Annotated in this window: 22 protein-coding genes; 14 read left to right on the forward strand and 8 right to left on the reverse strand. The window is 52.3% G+C overall.

Features of this window, described 5'->3' with window-relative positions:
* The first annotated feature begins 152 nt into the window (after window positions 1-152).
* From AD944_RS16660 to AD944_RS03490, 3 genes are all read left to right on the forward strand, one after another.
* Window positions 153-1,271, forward strand: coding sequence for a hypothetical protein (locus AD944_RS16660; protein WP_145912921.1), 1,119 nt, complete (start codon window positions 153-155; stop codon window positions 1,269-1,271).
* 203 nt (window positions 1,272-1,474) lie between these two features.
* On the forward strand, window positions 1,475-2,851 hold the full coding sequence (locus tag AD944_RS03485) for a type II and III secretion system protein family protein (RefSeq protein ID WP_261763957.1): 1,377 nt from the start codon (window positions 1,475-1,477) through the stop codon (window positions 2,849-2,851).
* Between the two features lie 113 nt (window positions 2,852-2,964).
* Window positions 2,965-3,519, forward strand: coding sequence for a CpaD family pilus assembly lipoprotein (locus AD944_RS03490; protein ID WP_169794941.1), 555 nt, complete (start codon window positions 2,965-2,967; stop codon window positions 3,517-3,519).
* A gap of 20 nt (window positions 3,520-3,539) precedes the next feature.
* Here AD944_RS03490 and AD944_RS03495 read toward each other — a convergent pair whose 3' ends face one another.
* The 7 genes from AD944_RS03495 to AD944_RS03520 form a co-directional block, all read right to left on the reverse strand.
* Window positions 3,540-4,349: a tetratricopeptide repeat protein gene (locus AD944_RS03495; RefSeq protein ID WP_061474757.1), complete on the reverse strand. Its 810-nt coding sequence runs from the start codon at window positions 4,347-4,349 to the stop codon at window positions 3,540-3,542.
* Between the two features lie 30 nt (window positions 4,350-4,379).
* Window positions 4,380-6,467, reverse strand: a complete 2,088-nt coding sequence (gene sctV / locus AD944_RS03500) for a type III secretion system export apparatus subunit SctV (RefSeq protein ID WP_045543401.1) — start codon at window positions 6,465-6,467, stop codon at window positions 4,380-4,382.
* Window positions 6,467-7,252 (reverse strand): SctD/MshK family protein, encoded by a 786-nt coding sequence (locus tag AD944_RS03505; protein WP_169796357.1) that lies wholly within the window; start codon window positions 7,250-7,252, stop codon window positions 6,467-6,469. Before AD944_RS03505 ends, sctV begins: the two co-directional genes overlap by 1 nt.
* A gap of 130 nt (window positions 7,253-7,382) precedes the next feature.
* Window positions 7,383-7,556, reverse strand: a complete 174-nt coding sequence (locus AD944_RS17005) for a hypothetical protein (protein ID WP_169794940.1) — start codon at window positions 7,554-7,556, stop codon at window positions 7,383-7,385.
* A gap of 103 nt (window positions 7,557-7,659) precedes the next feature.
* A complete protein-coding gene (locus AD944_RS03510) occupies window positions 7,660-8,451 on the reverse strand; it encodes a DUF1521 domain-containing protein (protein ID WP_045543399.1) in 792 nt (263 codons plus the stop codon).
* 37 nt (window positions 8,452-8,488) lie between these two features.
* Window positions 8,489-8,677: a hypothetical protein gene (locus AD944_RS03515; protein ID WP_045543398.1), complete on the reverse strand. Its 189-nt coding sequence runs from the start codon at window positions 8,675-8,677 to the stop codon at window positions 8,489-8,491.
* 19 nt (window positions 8,678-8,696) lie between these two features.
* Window positions 8,697-9,293: a hypothetical protein gene (locus AD944_RS03520; RefSeq protein ID WP_145912918.1), complete on the reverse strand. Its 597-nt coding sequence runs from the start codon at window positions 9,291-9,293 to the stop codon at window positions 8,697-8,699.
* Between the two features lie 211 nt (window positions 9,294-9,504).
* On the opposite strand from AD944_RS03520, the gene AD944_RS03525 reads away from it, so the two are divergent.
* Genes AD944_RS03525 through AD944_RS03575 form a run of 11 tightly spaced genes read left to right on the forward strand, consistent with a single transcriptional unit; the run spans window position 9,505 to window position 17,403 of the window.
* The gene (locus AD944_RS03525; RefSeq protein WP_045543396.1) at window positions 9,505-9,918 is read left to right on the forward strand and encodes a hypothetical protein; all 414 of its coding nucleotides are present in this window, start codon (window positions 9,505-9,507) and stop codon (window positions 9,916-9,918) included.
* Window positions 9,918-10,661 (forward strand): type III secretion system inner membrane ring lipoprotein SctJ, encoded by a 744-nt coding sequence (gene sctJ, locus AD944_RS03530; protein WP_052427273.1) that lies wholly within the window; start codon window positions 9,918-9,920, stop codon window positions 10,659-10,661. Before AD944_RS03525 ends, sctJ begins: the two co-directional genes overlap by 1 nt.
* 1 nt (window position 10,662) lies before the next feature.
* Complete coding sequence (locus AD944_RS03535; RefSeq protein ID WP_045543395.1) at window positions 10,663-11,256, forward strand: hypothetical protein; 594 nt, start codon at window positions 10,663-10,665, stop codon at window positions 11,254-11,256.
* Complete coding sequence (locus tag AD944_RS03540) at window positions 11,246-11,800, forward strand: FliH/SctL family protein (protein ID WP_045543394.1); 555 nt, start codon at window positions 11,246-11,248, stop codon at window positions 11,798-11,800. The genes AD944_RS03535 and AD944_RS03540 overlap by 11 nt, the downstream gene beginning before the upstream one ends.
* On the forward strand, window positions 11,797-13,098 hold the full coding sequence (locus AD944_RS03545; RefSeq protein ID WP_045543393.1) for a FliI/YscN family ATPase: 1,302 nt from the start codon (window positions 11,797-11,799) through the stop codon (window positions 13,096-13,098). The genes AD944_RS03540 and AD944_RS03545 overlap by 4 nt, the downstream gene beginning before the upstream one ends.
* Window positions 13,077-13,592 (forward strand): ribonuclease D, encoded by a 516-nt coding sequence (locus AD944_RS03550; RefSeq protein WP_061138870.1) that lies wholly within the window; start codon window positions 13,077-13,079, stop codon window positions 13,590-13,592. The genes AD944_RS03545 and AD944_RS03550 overlap by 22 nt, the downstream gene beginning before the upstream one ends.
* Window positions 13,589-14,599: a type III secretion system cytoplasmic ring protein SctQ gene (gene sctQ / locus AD944_RS03555; protein ID WP_045543391.1), complete on the forward strand. Its 1,011-nt coding sequence runs from the start codon at window positions 13,589-13,591 to the stop codon at window positions 14,597-14,599. The genes AD944_RS03550 and sctQ overlap by 4 nt, the downstream gene beginning before the upstream one ends.
* Complete coding sequence (gene sctR / locus AD944_RS03560; protein WP_045543390.1) at window positions 14,592-15,251, forward strand: type III secretion system export apparatus subunit SctR; 660 nt, start codon at window positions 14,592-14,594, stop codon at window positions 15,249-15,251. The genes sctQ and sctR overlap by 8 nt, the downstream gene beginning before the upstream one ends.
* A gap of 9 nt (window positions 15,252-15,260) precedes the next feature.
* Complete coding sequence (locus AD944_RS03565; RefSeq protein ID WP_045543389.1) at window positions 15,261-15,527, forward strand: flagellar biosynthetic protein FliQ; 267 nt, start codon at window positions 15,261-15,263, stop codon at window positions 15,525-15,527.
* A 5-nt stretch (window positions 15,528-15,532) separates the two neighbouring features.
* Window positions 15,533-16,363, forward strand: a complete 831-nt coding sequence (gene sctT / locus AD944_RS03570) for a type III secretion system export apparatus subunit SctT (RefSeq protein ID WP_145912916.1) — start codon at window positions 15,533-15,535, stop codon at window positions 16,361-16,363.
* Window positions 16,360-17,403, forward strand: coding sequence for an EscU/YscU/HrcU family type III secretion system export apparatus switch protein (locus AD944_RS03575; protein WP_045543387.1), 1,044 nt, complete (start codon window positions 16,360-16,362; stop codon window positions 17,401-17,403). Before sctT ends, AD944_RS03575 begins: the two co-directional genes overlap by 4 nt.
* A 63-nt stretch (window positions 17,404-17,466) precedes the next feature.
* On the opposite strand, the gene AD944_RS03580 is transcribed toward AD944_RS03575, so the two are convergent.
* A complete protein-coding gene (locus tag AD944_RS03580) occupies window positions 17,467-18,279 on the reverse strand; it encodes a hypothetical protein (RefSeq protein WP_045543386.1) in 813 nt (270 codons plus the stop codon).
* Between the last annotated feature and the right edge of the window lie 666 nt (window positions 18,280-18,945).

Here is an 18,945-nt window from a genome sequence, read left to right on the forward strand (position 1 = left end):
ATGGGTACCCCCTGAGTCACCTCAAGCAACGGTTGGTATAACTCTTTTTCTTGAGTGTGAAATTTTTATGAATATATTTTCAAAGATATATTTTAAATGATATACAAAAGAGTGTTTGCATTCAACTTGTGCTCGTTCAAGGGATATTAGATATGAAAGTTTCTTCCTCTCCTTTTGAAACTTTTCTCACTTCACAACATGAAACAAAAAATGATTTGGAGTTCTCTAAATTACTTGGAAATATAGATGGAACCAAAGTAGAGAGGTCTAAAGTAAAAGACTCAAAACATAAATCGCAGCATAATAGTTCTGGTCACGCTTCTCATGCAGGATCCTCGACTAGGCCTGACACAACTAAGCCGGATCAGAGTAGTTCCAGCTCAGAGGCATCAGGGAGTGAGGAGCCAAAAACTGACGGAACAAATTCCTCAGACAGCGGAAGTGACACGTCTTCAATTAAAAGCCTAATTGCATCAGCGGAAAAAATACTAGCATATGCTCAGACGGCAGGAAATGTCCTTCCGCAAGTCGCTGATCTTGTCGATGTTATTTCAGAACTCAAATCGGGTACAATTTCAAAAAGCGATGCGACCACGAAAATCTTGCAGATTGGAGCAGATATTCTGCAATCTGTGGGAGATAAAGGTGGTTCGTCTGCGGGATCAGACACTTCCAGTGGAACGTCTTCTTCAGATTCTACTTCAGGGAGTGACGCTGCATCTTCGACGACTGTCAATCGTGTTACACCTGACAAAAGCATGGATGCATTTGCTTCCACACCGCCGACCAGCGAAACAAAGCGCCCCGATGATGATACCCGGTCCGCCCAGGATATCATAAATGATAATCCGATCCTGAAAAATCTCGGAAACCAAAGTGGTATTCGCGATAAGTTAAACGAACTGGTAGGGGGGCAGATGACAACTAATCCCGATCAGGCTTATCGAGCCGTCGCTTTGCTGACGTATATCAAATCTTCACTCGGGCGGAATGGTGCTGACCGTGGTGATATAGTGAGCGATGGAAAAATCGATGGTTTCACAAAAGATGGAGATGCCCGACACGGCACGGAAGCTGGCGTTCTTCAGGACGTAACGAAGCAAGGGTGGGGGTATCTGGGGCAGCTTATTAACCACCAGCTCCCGGATACCAAAGATTCTCATGTTCGGGAAGATGGTTCCAATATGGACAATCTGCCATGGGGCTGGCAGCATTTCGGGGAGCCTATTCTGAATATCCTGACCGAAGTTGCCGGAGTGGTGTCAAAATAACTAAGGTTACAAGGTTTGAGGTTATTAGGTCAGTATTTTAACCTTATTTCGCTTGCCGTTTCCACTCACCATGCACAAGGTTTCTGTAAGAAGCCTTGTGCATAGATGTTTGAATAACAATTTATCATGCTCTGAGTATACAAGCAGGTTTTATGACTGAAAGACAAAGGCCGAAAGTTCAATCGGATTTAAGATCAAGCATGATGCCTGTAGAAAAATATAAAACGTTCACAGGTCTTTCTGTCATAGTTTTGAACACGGTGCTGGCATGGGGCTGCTTGTCGCCCGTACAGGCCGTAGCCGCTAAGGTGCCAGCTACGGTAGCGCAATTCTATCATGGCAATAAAACGATTCTGGTCGGTGTGGGGGGAGGACACATGCTGAGCCTTTCTAGGCCAGCAGCAAGTGTTTTTGTGGCGGAACCACAAATAGCCGACGTTCAGATTCCATCTGACAATAAAATTTTCATCATAGGAAAAAAGGCGGGCACAACCACACTTTATGCTCTGGATGATAATGGAGATTCCATTGCCTCCTGGACAATTCGTGTTGAAGCGGATCAGACCGTATTTGCTCCACATGCTGAGGCAGAGGCATCTGATGGCACTCTGGAAACGTCTCCCAACGGTTCTGTGCTGGGTGGGACCGTAGCCAATGCAGATCAGGCAGATCACCTCGCGTCCATTGCTCGCGGGGTGGAGGGGAAAGAGCATCCTTTGGCCAACCAGATGGGTGTGACGCATCCGCTTCAGGTCAATCTGCGTATCAGAATTGCTGAGGTCTCCCGGAGTGTTGCACAGCAGATTGGCTTTAACTGGTCTACTGTTATCAAAGCAGGGAGTTTTGCGTTTGGCATGCAGTCGGCCGCCATTGCGGAAAATACGGCGGCCTCCCTGTTTGGTGGTGCAAGCACTGGACACGTCAACGCGCAGACTGTCCTGGATGCGATGGCAAACGAGCATCTGGTGACTTTGCTGGCAGAACCCAATCTGACAGCGATTAGTGGCAGCACAGCCACTTTCCTTGCGGGGGGCGAATTTCCCATTCCTGTACCGCAGGCGTTGGGTGTCACCTCCATTCAATACATGCAGTATGGTGTGAGTCTGGCTTTTACGCCTACTGTTCTGGGTGCGGGCCTCATACATTTAAAAGTAAGGCCTACCGTCAGCGCCCTGTCTGGAAGTGGCAGCTATCAGCTCAACAATCTTTCCGTACCAGCCCTTACAACGCGTCGGGCGGAAACGGAAGTTGAGCTGGCCAGTGGCGAGAGTTTTGCCATTGCAGGCCTGTTGCGGAATGATGCGGACAATAATGTTCAGAAATTTCCTATTCTGGGTGATATTCCTGTGCTTGGGCAGTTGTTCCGGTCCTCGCGCTTTCAGCGGGATCAGAGTGAACTGGTCATTATCATCACGCCATATCTTGTGAAGCCTGTTGACGCTTTGCATACACCTGATGATCCGCTCAGGCATGTTCATCAGCCGAACGAGCTGGAACGCTTTTTCTATGGACGTATGGCAGACCGGCAGGATCTGGAGCATATGCCTCATTTGAATGGGACAGGGTTTGTATTCGAATGAAAAAGTCCACTCTCATTCTGCTTCTTGCCTTATGCAGCTGTGAAGCCACACAGTCCGACAGGGAGAAAACCTTACCGGTTGCTCTGCATACTGAGCAGCGCACCATCCCCCTCATGTCTGATGGTAGATTTGACGAAGAACTTTCAAGGCAAGCTGTGGCAACGCTTGGCGGCCAGACTGAAATCAGTGCGGATATTATGGGGCTGATGCCGGAGCGGGCTGGGCAGATTATGCCTCGTCTTGTGGCGTTAGGGCTGGAACCGGACCGGTTGCATGTGGCACCTGTAAGTGGCGGTTATCAGGCCGGAAGGCCGATTTTGATCCTGAGCAGGACGCAGGCTACCTTGCCTGATTGCTCCAAAATTATGCGTTCCGGATGGTTGGGCGACGTAACACCGAGTATCGAAAATATGGGACGATGCGTGCAAAATAACAATCTGGCGCAGATGCTGGCTGATCCATCAGACTTGTATCGTTCGCCAGTACCGCATCCCTCCTCCGCAGAGCGTGCAGCTAGGGCGGTTCGACGTTTGAACGAGGGGCAGGATAAAACGCTACCGTCTGATGCCCTTGGTAATGGTCTGGCGGGATCAGGTCTGTCTGGTGCTGGTATGGCCGGGGGGAGCAGCTCGACCGAACAGCAACTCCCCGGTGCAACTCAGCTCTGATTGAGAGGGCACCGGACGCGCTATTGTGGCGACAACGCTTCGCGACTGCTCGGCCGGACTGCGTTGTAAAAAGTCAGATTCTCCTGAGCCTGCTTTTCTGACATGCGATGACGTAAGATGGCTGCGGAGCTTGTCTGGTCTCCCATAAGGCCATAGACAAGCGCCAGAGCGTTCTCCACAGCATTAATATGACTGACCTGATCTGTTCCGGCCAGTTCGCTCCGCAGTGGGCGCAAAATACCTATTGCTTGCGGGTACGAGCCTGAAAGAGCGAGAGAGAGTGCCATATCCGTTCTTGCAGGCACATCATCAGGGTTGAGAGCAAGAGCTTTCTGATAATAGCCTTGTGCAGCTTGCTGGTTTCCCAAGGTATCAAGCGCAACGCCCAACGCGACTAAAACACGAGTATCTGATGGGTTCTGACGGAAGGCAGCCTGAAGGCGGTTGAGAGCTTCCCGTGGGCGGCCCGCTTCAATCAGCAGGCGGCTTGTTACCAGAGAAAGCTGAGTGTTATCCGGATTTTTGGTGGCGAGCGGCATGAGGAGGCCGAGCGCTTCATTGGGTCTTCCGTTTGCTGTCAGTGCCTGAGCATAGCCCAGTTGCAGGTCAATTCTATCCGGGCGTAACGCTACGGCGCGACCGTAAAACGTGACGGCTGTTGCCATGTCACCTGTCTGCAGTGCTGTTTGGCCAATTCTTGCCAGAGCATCCGGGTTCTGCGCGGCCTGCATCATCTGGCGTGTTGTATCCGGCGTTGTGGCCGAGGTCTGTGCGCATGCAGAAAGAAGTAGGGGAAAGCTCAAAAGAGAACAGAGTTTAGTAAGCCGCATGGAAAGTCCGGAGGAATGAAAGAGGAAAAATCAGGCTGCATTTGAGGCAGGAGAGGGGGCATGCAGAATGGTATCGGAAAGCGTGCCATAAAGCTTGACGGAAAATTCTGGCGCTACTTCATCATAGGATATGACGGGGATGGACAATCCGTAACGGCGCAGGAGGAGGGACATGGGGCGCCTGAGGTCTGGAGCCGCCAGAAGAACGGCCTTCCGGTCATGTAGCAGGCATGGGGCCAGCAGAGAGCGGGATGTTTCGACTAGTCTCCTGCCTGCAACGGTATCAAGATTTACCTGCCGCCCTTGTGGAGTGCTGTGTAGGAAGGAGCGTAGCCCGTTTTCCAAAGGAGCATCGATCCCGATGGCTGCAAGGACTTTGTCATTATTGGAGGATTGATGGCAGATCTGGCGGCGTAAAGAAAAACGTACGCGCTCCACCAGCCCGGATGTTGTCTGTTCTTTAGGAGCCCATTCCGCAATGGTTTCAAATACTGTGCGGATGTTGCGTAATGGTACACGCTCTTCTAGCAGTAAGCGTAGTACGTCAGACAGGCGGGGCACGGGGCAGACTTTACCCGCTTCGCGCACAAGATCCGGGAGAAGCTTTTCTGCCTGCCGGACAAAGATCTGCGTTTCCTGAATGCCGATAAGTTGCCCGGCATGCGCAAGAAACGTCGCTTCTACAGTGCGGCAGATAAACTCTGCAGGAGTGATGGTAACAAGACCGGCTTCCCGCACCGCAGGCAAAACAGACGCGGCTACAGCCACGCTTTCCGGCCCGAAAGGACCGGGCATGCGGCAATACTCTATTCCTGTTTCCTCCATGACGGCAGGCTGTTCCTCAACAAACACAAGAGCAGGATCAAGAAGTAGGACCAGAGAAGGTACCCCATCGATATCAATACTGAAGCTGTTGTCTTCCAGTTGGGCAGACAGGCTGAGACGCACCGGAGGAAGTGTCAGGCCCAATTGTTCAGAAAAGGCGTGGATACGGCTGGTAATGTGCTTTTGGAGACGTTCATGCTCGGCAGAAAACCCAGTCCCCAGCAGAATGTGCAGGTTGAGGCTTGTAGCCAGAGTTTGCGTCTGCGAGGCCGAAGCAGCAAAAGCCGAGGCATGTTCTCTTTGCTGGCGCTTTAGCAGAAGCCAGGATGTACCGCCCAGAAGAATACCAAAGCAGAGAAAAACCGCAGCAGGAAAACCCGGCACAAGTGCGAGTGCGCCCATGACTACAGCCGCAACCTGAAGGGATAGAGGCTCCGCACTGACCTGCTGCAAAATATCACGGCCAAGATTGCCGCCGCCATCTTCATGCGTAACGCGTGTGACTACCACCCCTGCGGTTAAGGAAATAAGCAGGGCCGGGATTTGTGCAATCAGCCCATCCCCCACCGCGAGAAGCGAATAGGTTTGGAGGGCTGTGGAAAAAGACATGCCTTTTTGCAGGCAGCCAATGGCAATGCCCCCAATCAGATTGACCACAATAATGATCAGACTGGCAATGGCGTCACCTTTGACAAATTTCATGGCGCCATCCATTGCGCCGTAAAGCTGACTTTCTTTTTGCAGACGATTGCGTCGGTTTTTGGCCTCTTCCTGCGTGATGTCCCCGTTTTTGAGGTCGGTATCAATACTCATCTGTCGGCCGGGCAAGGCATCAAGACTGAAGCGGGCTGCAACTTCCGCAACGCGCTCTGACCCTTTGGTAATTACCAGAAACTGTACGATGGTAATAATGAGATAGACAACAATGCCGACAACAACATTGCCGGATATGACGAACTCGCCAAATGTACGGATAATTTCTCCGGCATCGGCCTGTACCAGTACCATGCGGGACGTGGTGATGGAGAGTGCCAGTCGGAAGGCTGTTGTAACCAGAATGATAACGGGCAGTGTGGAGAACATGACAGGCGAACTGATATACACAGCTACCATCATCAATACTGTGGAAATACTGATATTCAGTGCAATAAGAATATCTGCCAGAATGGTTGGCATGGGCAGAATCATCATGCCCACAGTCAAAACAAGCAGCGCGACAAGCAGGAGGTCCTGTCTGCGTGAAAGACGTAGCAGAAGAGTATGAAGCGCAGAAAGTTCTGTGTCTGGTGTCATTAAAAACGTACCGTTAGATGCTCTGCGCCGCGGTGCAGAAGGATTCTGTCCGTCAGGATGTGATCAATAATCCAGCCATCTTCTACCGTACTACCGCAGGGCAGACGTCGCCCCGCGGTATCCAGAACATAAGGCGTATTCCCCAGAGCAACACCGGCAATCTGAAGCGGGGAGTGTGTTGTGGCATGAAGAAATGAAACGCGGTCAAGCAACACCGTTTCCGTGCCGTATGTTGTATCAAACCACAATTTAACAGCTGCCCAGATGTCTTTCTGTTCGGCTTGCTCAGCACCAGTGGCAATCAGGACTCCATCCGCTCCCCTTGAAATGATAATGTTATTCAGATGCTCTGTGAGTAACTTATCTTCCAAGGCTGCCAGCATGGCGTTGCTAGTGTGTGTCGGAGATGTTGTGGCGGCGAACGGAGGAAGTTTGGAAACTGCTGAGTGGTGCATATGCCGCACGTAAATACTCAGAATGCCAGCTAATATTAAGGAAAGCAGTATTGAGCCGCCATACCACGCCGCATGCAGCCGGGTTTTTGTGGGAACAACAAGCTTAAAACGTGTGGAGCCACTGCAAAACCGTATTGTTTTGTAGAATTTTTTGGATGTGTTCTGTTGAAGGATGTGGCCAGAGGCAAGATGGATATTGCCACTTTGAGCTGTTAGCTTAACACCTGTTGCGGTGATGCGGATTACAAAATGTGTGTCAGATAAATTCTGGTCCGCAATGATGGCATCATTGTTGAGTGACTTCCCAACAAAAAAATCTCCCGTTTGCACTGCAAGGGAGCATCCTGCCTGGGGACCATTCTCTATAATCAACAAGGGGCCCGAGGTATCGGCCTCTTCTGGTCTGAAATTCATAGAGTGTGAAAAGGGGTTCCGGCTGTATAGCCGGAACCCCTTTTCTTTAGCCGATGTTCGGGCGCTGCTGAGCGGCTGTTTCTTCTGCGCCTTTTTCAGTTTTAACCACGGTGATTTTTTCGTTGGTTTCAATCGCCGTGTTGAATGCAGAGGTCATTTTATCGATTTCGCTATCGATGTTGGCGCTGGAGGTTCCGGAAACGGAAGAAGTGTCGCTCATGTGGATATTCCTGTTTTAAAACACACAAAAAATAGTAGTAACTTGCTTCAGCTTATGGAAGCGAAAAATTACAGGCCACGAAAGCAGCCAGTATCGGAAAGGGTTATTTTCCGTAACCACTTTCGATCCGGAGATTGGCAACAGAGGCGGCCGAATAATCAGGCGCATTCACACTCTGGCTGCCTTGAGACGCCATATGAAAGACACTCTGAAGCATCGTGTCGAAGGACTGCATAGGCACGCGCTGCCCCAGAAATTCCTGAATGCCTCCCCCTTTACCATCCAGCTCAGTATTTCCTGTACTGGACATGGCAGAGCCATCGGCAAAATGCAGATCGTTTAAGGAAGAGCCGACATGCAGAACTGTATCGCTGTAGGAATCAAAGCTGCTGTTCAGCTGGAAGGCGTTACCTGTCTGAGGGGCAGAAATCTGAACATGTGCTGTCCCGGCATCATTATAGAGGCCGGTGATAAAGGACGTCTGGTTATCCTTGGTGACAGAAACAGCATTGATGTGAGATGCTCCGGCGTTGTTCAGGTCGGTCGGTTGAACCTGGACCTGTGTGCCGTCCTGTAGGTCAATAACAAGGCCATCCCGCTTGAACTCGCCATGCGTGCCATTGCTGGTTTCAACGTGCGGGTCACCAAAAACCTGCACATAGGTGTTGGTCTGTTTGTCATAAACACGGACACAGCCGTCGGTATCGCTATGAAAATTGTAAGCAGCGCCAGTGGTGTAATTGTTATTAGCGGTAATCAGATAACGGCCAGTATCAATGGTATTGCCGGAAACCTGCAGGCCTGTATCGGCAGCCTGGGGTGAGAAGTCAGTGCTGGGCGAAGTCTGGCTAACAGCAAGATCGCTATTTCCTGAGTTTTGAATGGAAACAGACATTGCTTTTCCTCATTAGGGGTCAAAAAAAGTTTTAACGTCAGAAAGGGGCGTCAGGATTGCTTGTATTATCGCTGATAGCATCTGTCGCATCTGATTGTATGCTTTGCATGAGCATCAGGCCGCTTTTCACCAGCATCGACTGAAAAGCCTCTGCGTGCATTTCATTGTTCACATCTGATGATGAACTCGCCTCTTTTGCAGTAATGCCTGAAATCTGATCTGGCATAATTTCGGCCTCTTGAATGTTAATTAACAATGACATCGGAGACGGCAGATCCCCGAAAGAGCGTAAGGTGCCTGAATTCGCCCCCTGATGTCCTGGTTGCGTGTCTCGTTGCGGGAAGAGACAGGACTGTTTGTTGAACCATGCTTACAAAGCGTGGTGGGCCGGATACAGCTAAGGTATCATTTGCCGGGCCGGTGCCAATGTCAAACCGATTATCCAGTAGACCCAGATTTAGAAGGGCAGATCTGAGTTCGGTAAGAGTATGGTTATGGAGGGGGATGATCTGCGTTATACGCTCTGATTTGTTGCTGATATAAAGAGCGGCACCGTCGTTGTACCAGTCAAAGTCATAAAGGTGGCTCATTTTCTGTAGAAAATCTCTCGAGGAGAGATTGAGCCAGCGTCCCTGAACGTGGCCTCTCACCTTGTCGGATGCTACAACCGGGATATCGTTGATATAGGAAAACTCTTTCAGGACAGAAGAGATCTCCTGGTTGACGGCAATATAGGAAAATGGCTTTTCTTCCCAGTTGTTTTCCGCCCGAGCAACGCACGGGGCAACCAGAAGTCCAAAGATAACAGCATGTCCCATGATTGTTAGGAAACGCCCACTCATTTAGCCTGTTATCCATATCATCAGCTATTGAATGATACCTGTTTAAACTGCCGGATGACGTGATGCAACGCCAAATTGATTGTGCAATAAAACCTTCACATAATTAAAAAAATTTGCTGGTATTGAAATTTAAGATAGACAGCTAATTGTATGATCCCGCATCCGGCGCAGCCGCGGTGTTTGTTATTGAATTTCATGGGTGTTTGTTCAGATGTCTGACTCTATTGCCCCATTGTCTGGTCTGGCAGGTGTCCAGCCTGACGCCCAGGGGGTGCCGGATATACAGCAGGAAGCGTCTCTTACATCACAGATAACAGAGCATTTGGGGGCGGAGTTTAATCAGGCTGTGCACCAGGAAATTTCTTTCGTTCCTGACCAGACAAGCCGGGCCGAGGTTATGGGGCAGGCGTTAAGCCAGAAGCTTGAAGGACTTTCCAGCTATCTTGACCAATGGGGCAGCCAGCCCGCTACCCAGGCCGCCGATGTTGCGTCTGACCCAGCCAATGCTGCCGAGCTTGTGGCTCAGATACAGGCCACCTACACGTTTGCTATTGAGACAACGCTTGTCAGCAAAGGCTCGACGGAAACAACCAAGATTTTCAATACCCTGCTCAAGGGGCAATAATGCTGTTCCAGCGTTTACGGTCTTTTAAAGCGGCGCTCTTCCTCATTCCTATGCTGCTTCTATGTGCCTGCAAAACAGAGCTGATGACCAGTCTGGCTGAAGATGATGCAAACGTCATGCTCGCTCTTCTGCTTCAGCATGGTGTGCGTGCTGACAAAATTCAGCAGAAAGATGGAAGCGACACGCTGCGGGTAGAGCAGGCGCAATTTGCGCAGGCAGTCGCTCTGTTGCATGAGGCGGGGTATCCTCGCCAGAGCTTTCAGAGCATGGGGCAGGTTTTTCAGGCCTCCGGGCTGGTTTCCTCCCCGCAGCAGGAGCGGGCTCGCTTTTTGTGGGCTCTGGGGCAGGAACTCTCACGGACTATTTCGGACATTGATGGGGTTCTGACGGCGCGTGTGCAGGTTGTCCTGCCGAATAATGATCTGCTTAATCGCGAACCAACGCCTTCATCCGCCTCGGTCTTTGTGAGGTATAAAGACCAGAGTGCCGCGCAGCATCTGGTGCCGCAGATCAAGCAGCTTGTGGCGGATAGTGTGGAAGGCCTGAGTTACGATCGCGTGTCTGTTGTCATGGTTCCGGTGGCGCAAAAAGACATGCCTGCTGTTGCCTCTGTTTCCTCTTCAGAGGGGTATTGGACAGGTCTGGCTATGTTGCCTGCGATGCTTGTGGCTCTTGTTGTAGGTGTGTTTGTCAGCAGGCGCTGGCCGGATCTGCCAGAGCGTTTCCGCTTCAGGACAAAGTGAGATGTCGCAATCTGCTCCTGATGCACCAGCTCCGCAGTTGATCAGTGATTTGACGTTTGCATCCCATGTTCTGGGTATTTCAGAGCAGATGGTTCAGGATCTGGATTCCTGTATTTACACGAAGGAGTTATTTCGCACCTGTGTTGTTGAGCAGCTTGGGGGAAAGCTGCCATCAAGCCTTACTGTTGCTCAACGCTATATTCTTGCGCAGCAGGCGGAGGAACTGTTCGAGTTGGTGCTCAGAATAGGATGTGTAGTGCAAGCACGCGCCATTCTGGCTCTGGTCAATGGCGATATGGTTCGACATCTGGCGCAGCTGACAACACCTCACCTTATGCAGGATGCGGCTTGGAAACCGGTGTTTTCCGTTGCGGCTGGCATGCCGCAGGCGTCCCCTGAGGCGCTGGCGAAAGCGATACAGGAATCAGGCTGCGGAGTACTGCATGCGTGGTGTGAGGCACAGCCTCCGTCTGTAGCATTGCGTGTCCGCAGTTTTTTACCTGAGCCTCCGCCGGCAGCTACGTTTGCTTATGCGCAAGAGAACGCTGTGCATGTGGTGGATGCTTTTGTAGCGGAGCGGCTTTGTGACAACTGAGCCATTCTCCCCCTACATCATTCGGGCAGAGCAGTTTGACGCGCTAACTGACGCGGCTCAGATCCGCGAAAGGGCAGAAAAGGAGCGCGAGGCGTGTCTGGAAGAGGCACGTAAGGAGGCGCAGTCCTTACTGCTTACCGCCAGAAAGGATGCGGAAAGCATGCGGCAACAGGCAGGCAATCAGGCGCGAGAAGAGATTTCACGCTATTTGCAGACCTGTGAGCAGAGCATTGCCGATTTATCGTTTCTTATAGCCAGACGTCTTATTGACGACCTGCCGCGTGATGAAAAACTGGCACGTCTGGTCAGGACCGCTCTTGCAGATTTTCCGCAGCAGATGGGGCTGGTCCTTAAGGTTCCGGTTTCTGAAGCGGCATCCTTGAAAACAGCTTTACAGAAAATGGAAGGCGTTCCTGCCTCTGTTTGGGTTGTGGAAAGTGCAGATCTTGCCGCAGGTGAAGCCGTTTTACAGCATGAGCAGGGGCAGGTGCGGCTTGATGTAGCCTCCCAGTTGCGTGCTTTGTGGCAAGGTGCGGTTGCATGATTGATTTTGCCGGGCTGGCGCAGCGTTTGCAGGACGCCACGCCACGGCCCTCCATCGGGCAGGTTTTACAGGTTTCCGGCGGGTTGATATCGGCCCGGGTGGATGGCGCCGGAATGGGGGAAGCCTGCCGGATTGCTTTACCGGACTCAGAATTGCTTGCGGAAGTTGTGGGGTTTGACGGCCCGGTTGTCCGGCTGGCACCGGTCGGCAACATGCAGGGTATTCTGCCGGGCTGCATGGTCTATCGTTCTGGCGGGGCGTTGCAGGTGCCTGTGGGGGAAGTGCTGCTAGGGCAGGTTCTGGACGGGTTTGGGCATCCGTTTTCCGGAGAGAGCCTGTCGGGTTGTGCAGAGCGCCCGTGCGCAGAAGCACCGCCTTCCGCGCTATTCCGACATAGGGTGACACAGCCCGTGGCAACGGGGCTGCGAGTGATTGATGGACTGCTCACATGCGGCATTGGGCAGCGTATAGGTATTTTTGGTGAGGCAGGGGGTGGAAAATCCACCCTCCTTGGGCACCTTGTTCGTGGAACCTCTGCGGATGTCGTGGTGATAGCGCTTGTCGGGGAACGCGGGCGCGAGGTGCGGGATTTTCTCGAGCACCAGATGGATGCAGCGACAAGAGCCCGATCCGTTCTTGTGGTGGCAACGTCTGACCGCCCTCCATTGGAGCGTATCCGTGCAGCCATGACAGCCACAACCATTGCAGAGTGGTTTCGAGATCAGGGCATGCACGTACTACTGGTTGTGGATAGCATGACCCGACATGCACGGGCCTTGCGGGAAGTGGGGCTTGCTGCGGGCGAGGTACCGGGGCGCGGCGGTTTCCCACCTTCTGTCATGGCGGAACTGCCCCGCCTGCTGGAGCGGGCCGGACCCGGCGATGAGCGGAAGGGAAGCGGTATGATAACCGCCTTCTATACCGTTCTCGTGGAGGGAGAGGGCGACCCTGTTGCCGAGGAGATGCGTAGCATCTTGGATGGGCATATCATCCTGTCTTCCAAACTAGCGGCATCAGGGCAGTACCCGGCCATTGACGTCATGACCAGCCGGAGCCGCTTGATGAATGTGGTGGCATCTGCAGCCCAGTGTGAAAAGGCCGCCCGGGTCCGCGCTCTGCTGCATCGGTATGAGGAGGTGCGTTTTCTGGTGGAGGTTGGAGAATATAAACCGGGGAGTGATGCTGACGCAGATGAAGCTCTGGCAAAAATTGAGGATATCAGAAAATTCCTGAAGCAAGGTGAGCGGGACATCACGCCGTTTTCTCAAGTGGTCACATGGCTGAACCAGATCGTTTAAGGCGCAAGCAGGTGGCTATACTGGCACGCCTCCAGGCTTATCGGGATGAACAGGCCAACCGCCGACTGACAGTGGCGCGTTGGCGTGTGGCAGATGCCGAGCACGCCATTCAGGCTGCTGAGCAGGCCTGTGAACGGGAACGTCTGGAGCAAACACAGGCGCGCTCACACCGTTGGCGCAACGCTGTGGGTAAGGAGCTTGAGTATGACGCCATTTGGGCTCTGCGCGCGGAAGATGAAAATGGTTTTTCCGTCATTGAGCAACACGACCAGCACAGGGAGAAAGCCAAGCAGGCTGCGGCTGAGGCCCGCGATGCTGTGAAAAATGCTGAACAGGAAGCCCGGACTGTTCATACGGCTCTGGCGCGCCGCAATGCCTTGCAACAGACTGTGGAGCAGGAGTGCAGGCACTACGAGCAGACGCACGAAGAACTGAGGCGGGATCAGCAGTCTCAGATGGTGTTTGCTCACTGTACGCGGAGGAGCCCAATATGACGGGCCGTAGAGCGGACTGCTATAGTCCCCCGACTGTCAGTCGGGCGCAGGTGCAGCAGAGCGTCACGCTCGGACGTAAACGCATTCCCGTGACGCTGCGCGATACTCTTACCCTGTATGATGCTGGCATGGAGTGGCATGGGGCATGGGTTTGTTGTGAGGCGCAGATAGGCGATGCTTCCGTGATCCTCCATGTTCCGCCGCCTTTGCTTGCGGCGCTCACCGATCAGCAGGAAGCGGCAATCGGAACAGTTGCAGTCGAAGTGCAGGTTTTGACGACTCTCCTTTCTCTTGCGGATTGTTTTGCGGCGCTGGAAAAGGAGCTTCAGGCAGACATTAGATTTCTGAAAATCATCAACAGGCCGCACTCTTCGAATGGTATCAATTGTGTGGTGGAGGTGCGGGGACAGCGCTGGCCTGTGGCTTTGCAGGCTCCTGCGCCTGTCATGCAGCATCTCATGGCGCTCTGGCCGATTGTGCCCTTACCCGAAGCTGAGGTGTTCCTCAGAACATCCCTGAGGGTGGGAAGCACTCCGTTGTCGCTTCGTATTGTATCCAGCTTGTCCCCTGGTGATGTGGTGTTGCTTGAAAGCGGGAGCCCAGAGAGGGCAACCCTGATGATTGAAAATTACGCTCATGCCCGTGCGCGCTGGCATGAGGACAAGGGCTGGCAACTGGAAACCGCCATACAATACCCACTGAAAAAGGAAAGTCCGATGGCTGAGCAGGAAGAAGAGGGCAGACCCGAGCATAGCCCGGATGGCCTGACCGATGATGTGGCATCTGAAATGGATATTCCTGTAACCATCAGCTTTGAGATGGGACACAAAACCGTCACTCTGGCTCAGTTGCGGGACCTTGGACCGGGGAGCGTGCTTGAGTTGGCGTCACCCATTTCAATGCCCATCGGGCTGTATGTCGGGGGAAGAAAGATCGGGCAGGGGGAACTGGTGGATGTGGAAGGTACGGCTGGCGTGAGGGTGAAGAGGATTTTCGGGCGTGAATAGTCTCGTTAGTCCTGATATTTCAGCAGTTCTGGTCGGGATCACGGCGCTGGGTTTTGTGACCTTTGCTGCCGTTACAATGACCAGTTTTATCAAGATTGCCGTGGTTCTGTTCCTGTTACGTAATGCGTTAGGAATTCAGCAAACACCTCCGAACATTGTGCTCTATGGCATTGCGCTTCTGCTGAGCATTTACGTTATGGCTCCTGTGGTGATGAGCGCTTACGCAGCTGCCGTGACAGTGCCGGTGGATCATATGACGCTTTCAGACATGCTGGACGCAGCAAAACGGGCAGAGCAGCCCGTTAAATCCTTCATGTTACGCTTCACCAGCCCTGGAGAGCGCGAGTTTTTTACCAACGCGACCATGCGGGTGTGGGGGCCGGAATCCGGTCTGAAGGCGCAGCCGGATGATTTGCTGATTGTACTGCCATCTTTTCTGCTTTCAGAACTTCAGCGTGCTTTTGAAATCGGCTTTTTGCTGTATTTGCCGTTTATTGCGATTGATCTGGTAGTGACAGCGGTTCTTATGGCCATGGGTATGTCCTCCGTCTCTCCTTCCACCATCGGCGTGCCGCTCAAGCTCTTTCTGTTTGTTGCTATTACAGGCTGGACAAGGCTGATCCACGGCCTTGTCCTCAGCTATGCGACATGATGCAAGCCTATGTCTGAGCAACTGATTTTCCACTTTCAATCGACTCTTTCTCTCGTTCTGTATATGGCGCTTCTCCCTTTGCTGGCGGCCATGGCGGTTGGACTGCTGGTGGGGATTTTGCAGGCTGTGACACAGGTGCAGGACCAGTCTCTGCCAATGACGTTCAAGCTACTGACGGTTATCCTGCTGCTTCTGTTCGGAGGTTCTTTGCTAGCTGTGCCGCTGGAGCGGGAAGCGGCAGAAATATTCGATTCCTTTCCTGCGTTGACCCGGTAGAGGCCGTGAGCACGCCCTCTCCATCCAGCGTTCCCCTGCTGCTCGAACTATTGGGTATGCTACAGCATTGGCTGCTGGCGCTGGGTTTTGCCATTGCGCGCCCCATGGGGCTGTTGGCTGTACATCCTGTTTTTACGCGTTTCCAGATTACGGGGCTATTGCGTGGTGCTATTGCGCTGGTGCTGGCCTTACCCGCCGTGCCCATGATTTCTGACATGCTTGCCCATTCACCCCAGACGGGCGTGGGCCTGATGGTATTGGGCATGAAGGAAGCGGCGTTAGGCAGTGTACTGGGCTTGATGTTGGGAATGCCGTTCTGGGTGCTGGATGTGGCGGGAGACATACTGGACCTTCAGCGGGGAGCAACAGCAGGGCGTATTAATGACCCTGCCGGTTTTGAGGATGTTTCCATAACAGGTACTTTCTTCCTGCTATTGGGCATTACATATTTTGCTGCTTCAGGCGGACTGCAGATGGTTTTGAACATTCTGTATCAAAGCTGGCGTCTGTGGGCGCCTCTCTCCGGCCTGCCAGCATTGTCCAGCCAGTTTCCGGTGATTGTTCTAGGCTTGCTGGATGAGATGCTGGCGTCTGCGCTCAGTCTGGCATTGCCTATGTTTCTGGCAATGCTTTTATCCGATATCACGCTGAGCATTGTCAGCCGTGCTGCGCCCTCTCTGCGCGTGGATGATCATGCCATGGGTGCGCGTAATATTGTCTTCTTTTTTGTAATCACTGTTTACACCACTTATCTCTGCCTTTTTGTGCGGCAGGATGTTGGGCGTATTCCTGTGTTTTTTGATGTCCTGAAACTTATGGCGGCCCATGGACCATGAGCGGGACGAGTGAGAGCAAGGAGCTTCCGGCCTCAGCCAAAAAATTGCAGGAAGCGCGTAAAAAGGGGCAGGTTGCAAACAGTAAGGATTTTGTCGGGGCGATAGCGACTGTCGTTGCCCTTTTTTATATTGCGTTGCACGGGCCAGATTTGTTCCTTCAATTAAGTGCCGTGCTGTCAGATACGGCAGTGCTGGCGCAACAGCCGCTTGAAACAGCACTGCCTCTGGTCATACAGCGCTTGAATACTTTGTTTGTTGCATTCGTTCTGCCGTTACTTGCTCTGTTGTTTTTTGCTGTCTTTGTGGCTGCGCTGGTTGGAAATGGCGGGATGGTGTTTTCCGTAGAGCCTTTGGCGCCCAAGTTTGAGCGGATCAATCCGGTTAGCGGATTTCAGCGGATTTTCTCGCTCCGTAACATAATTGACGGTCTGAAAGTCATTCTGAAATTTATTGCAGTTCTTTGTACACTGGTTCTTGTCGTGCGATCAGACCTGCAATCTCTGGTGCATCTGCCGGCGTGTGGGCCCGGTTGTGTGCCCAGTGCCGTGCGGGCCATGGTATGGCCTGTTCTGCTGTCAGCAATCTTTTGCTTTCTTGTGCTTGGATGTCTGGATCTGGGCGTGCAAAGGTTGCTCTTCCGGCGGGAAATGCGCATGACGCGCACCGAGCAGAAAAAAGAACTGAAAAACTCTGAGGGTAATCCGTTAATCAAGCGGGCACAAAGGCAGGAGCGGCGCGCTGCCATGAGCAGCAACGTGCGGATGGGCGTAAAAAACGCAACATTTGTTGTTTATGATGCAGATGTTGCTCTTGCTTTCCAGTATGCCCCCCCCGGTGTGCTGGTGCCAGCGCTTGTGGCTCGTTCGGCTAAAGGGGCGCTGTCGGCCTTTCTGGCCGAGGCAGAAGCTGCCAATATTCCGTGCGTTGAAGATGAAGAGGCTGCACCTTTTCTCGCAGCCCGCGTGCCTATGGGCAGTCCGCTACCGAGAGACGCTTTTCAGGCAGCGATTTCCTGCATGCGAAAAGCCGAAATTTTATAAATTTCAATCAGTTATCTGGCTGCACAGTTCTGTTCAGCCAGATAATTAAATGATATATGGACGTTACGCGTCGCCAAATTTGGCGGTGTATGTCTGACTTTTATCCTGCGCCATAGTCATGGGGTTTGTGTTGTTTGCACGGTTCTGGTCATCATTCGGGTGGATATAAGCGTTCCCCGTGCCCAATTGCTGCTCCATGTAAGCCCCCCCAGCCTGCATGGTTGATGACGAGCCATCATACCATCCGGCCACGGTTGCATTTCCGGCACTGTCATGGGTCAGGGTGCCTTCTGGCGCACCATCAGCGATGCTCTTTGTATCGCCAGCCGTTTTGCCCTGTCCGTCAGAGACTTCAATGGAGGCGTTGCGGCCATCAATGTAGCTGACATCTGTATTGTTGACGCCGTTTGCGTCTGCGTAGAATTCCAGACGGGAGGCCGTTGGCTGATAAGTCCCGGATGCGTTGGCTTCTGCAATGTAGCCACCCTGACCATTCTGATAGCTCAGTGTGCCACTTTCTCCTGGTTTCAGCGTGATTTCCGCAACAGGAGTGGTTGTGGAGCCACCGTTCAGAAACTCGCCAATTTTTTCAACGTGATTGCTGGAATTCTGGATTGTGACGCTGTTGCTGCCGCTACCAGCAGAGACATTTGCGGCGGTGTTTGTAGGAGTAGGCGCAGTAGAAGCCTGTTCCGTGGTGGAACCAAGGGAATTACCCATTGCGGAAGATGTTGTGTTTTGCACGGCCTGCATGGGTAACTGCTGAGCCATGTTTCCAAATAGTTCGGCCAGTTCTCCCGGGTTGATGTTAGCGCGTGCTAATGCATCTTTCAATGTCACGAGACTAGACGGACCAAAAGTATTTGAGACAGCCATGTGGGTCGCCTTAAAATAGAAGCCGAAGAGACGATTCACAATTAGCACGAGCTAAAAAAAGAAGGGAGGATAAATGGAAGGTTTGACAAAAAAAATGGTATGTGGCTGAAAAAACGAAATAGCCCAGTTTTTGTATAAATGTTTTCTATCTTAAATAAACGGATAAGCTCAGGACTGTTAATTTATTGAATCGAGAGGTGTTTCCGTTTTCATCGCCCTGAGTGAAAAAGCAGCCAGCTCACGCCGCCTGGACTCAAAACTGCATTGTGTGGGTGAGGGGTAGGAATGACAGATCCGATTTTATCTGATTGAAGGGCAGGTCATCAACCTCAAAAGCACCGATGTCATGCTGGCGAATATTGCTGACGAGGCAGACGAAGTCATCGGGGTGGGGCGGTTACGACACAACACAATCATGCAGTCTCTTACGAAGCTAAATATAACAGCCTGTATCCCGTCAAAGAAAAACCGGAAATCAAAGCCGTCTTACAACTGACACCTGTATAAAAAGCGCCTTCTCATTGAAAACATGTTCGCAAAACTGAAAGACTAGGGTCTGTTAGCACTTGATCCAGTCTGCAGCAGCAGCGATCTTCACCGGGCCGCCTTGCGCTATCTGCATCATCTTGCACAGGTTGCCGTGCCGACATCCCATCCCCTTGTTTC

Source organism: Acetobacter tropicalis, from assembly GCF_001580915.1.
GTDB classification, from domain to species: domain Bacteria; phylum Pseudomonadota; class Alphaproteobacteria; order Acetobacterales; family Acetobacteraceae; genus Acetobacter; species Acetobacter tropicalis.

What these genes read in the sequence shown, in the direction of transcription:
- AD944_RS16660 (WP_145912921.1), top strand. Translation starts at nt 153, where the DNA reads ATGAAAGTTTCTTCCTCTCCTTTTGAAACTTTTCTCACTTCACAACAT.
- AD944_RS03485 (WP_261763957.1), top strand. Translation starts at nt 1,475, where the DNA reads ATGCCTGTAGAAAAATATAAAACGTTCACAGGTCTTTCTGTCATAGTT.
- AD944_RS03490 (WP_169794941.1), top strand. Translation starts at nt 2,965, where the DNA reads ATGTCTGATGGTAGATTTGACGAAGAACTTTCAAGGCAAGCTGTGGCA.
- AD944_RS03495 (WP_061474757.1), bottom strand. Translation starts at nt 4,349, where the DNA reads ATGCGGCTTACTAAACTCTGTTCTCTTTTGAGCTTTCCCCTACTTCTT.
- sctV (WP_045543401.1), bottom strand. Translation starts at nt 6,467, where the DNA reads ATGACACCAGACACAGAACTTTCTGCGCTTCATACTCTTCTGCTACGT.
- AD944_RS17005 (WP_169794940.1), bottom strand. Translation starts at nt 7,556, where the DNA reads ATGAGCGACACTTCTTCCGTTTCCGGAACCTCCAGCGCCAACATCGAT.
- AD944_RS03510 (WP_045543399.1), bottom strand. Translation starts at nt 8,451, where the DNA reads ATGTCTGTTTCCATTCAAAACTCAGGAAATAGCGATCTTGCTGTTAGC.
- AD944_RS03515 (WP_045543398.1), bottom strand. Translation starts at nt 8,677, where the DNA reads ATGCCAGATCAGATTTCAGGCATTACTGCAAAAGAGGCGAGTTCATCA.
- AD944_RS03520 (WP_145912918.1), bottom strand. Translation starts at nt 9,293, where the DNA reads ATGAGTGGGCGTTTCCTAACAATCATGGGACATGCTGTTATCTTTGGA.
- AD944_RS03525 (WP_045543396.1), top strand. Translation starts at nt 9,505, where the DNA reads ATGTCTGACTCTATTGCCCCATTGTCTGGTCTGGCAGGTGTCCAGCCT.
- sctJ (WP_052427273.1), top strand. Translation starts at nt 9,918, where the DNA reads ATGCTGTTCCAGCGTTTACGGTCTTTTAAAGCGGCGCTCTTCCTCATT.
- AD944_RS03535 (WP_045543395.1), top strand. Translation starts at nt 10,663, where the DNA reads ATGTCGCAATCTGCTCCTGATGCACCAGCTCCGCAGTTGATCAGTGAT.
- AD944_RS03545 (WP_045543393.1), top strand. Translation starts at nt 11,797, where the DNA reads ATGATTGATTTTGCCGGGCTGGCGCAGCGTTTGCAGGACGCCACGCCA.
- AD944_RS03550 (WP_061138870.1), top strand. Translation starts at nt 13,077, where the DNA reads ATGGCTGAACCAGATCGTTTAAGGCGCAAGCAGGTGGCTATACTGGCA.
- sctQ (WP_045543391.1), top strand. Translation starts at nt 13,589, where the DNA reads ATGACGGGCCGTAGAGCGGACTGCTATAGTCCCCCGACTGTCAGTCGG.
- AD944_RS03565 (WP_045543389.1), top strand. Translation starts at nt 15,261, where the DNA reads ATGTCTGAGCAACTGATTTTCCACTTTCAATCGACTCTTTCTCTCGTT.
- AD944_RS03575 (WP_045543387.1), top strand. Translation starts at nt 16,360, where the DNA reads ATGAGCGGGACGAGTGAGAGCAAGGAGCTTCCGGCCTCAGCCAAAAAA.
- AD944_RS03580 (WP_045543386.1), bottom strand. Translation starts at nt 18,279, where the DNA reads ATGGCTGTCTCAAATACTTTTGGTCCGTCTAGTCTCGTGACATTGAAA.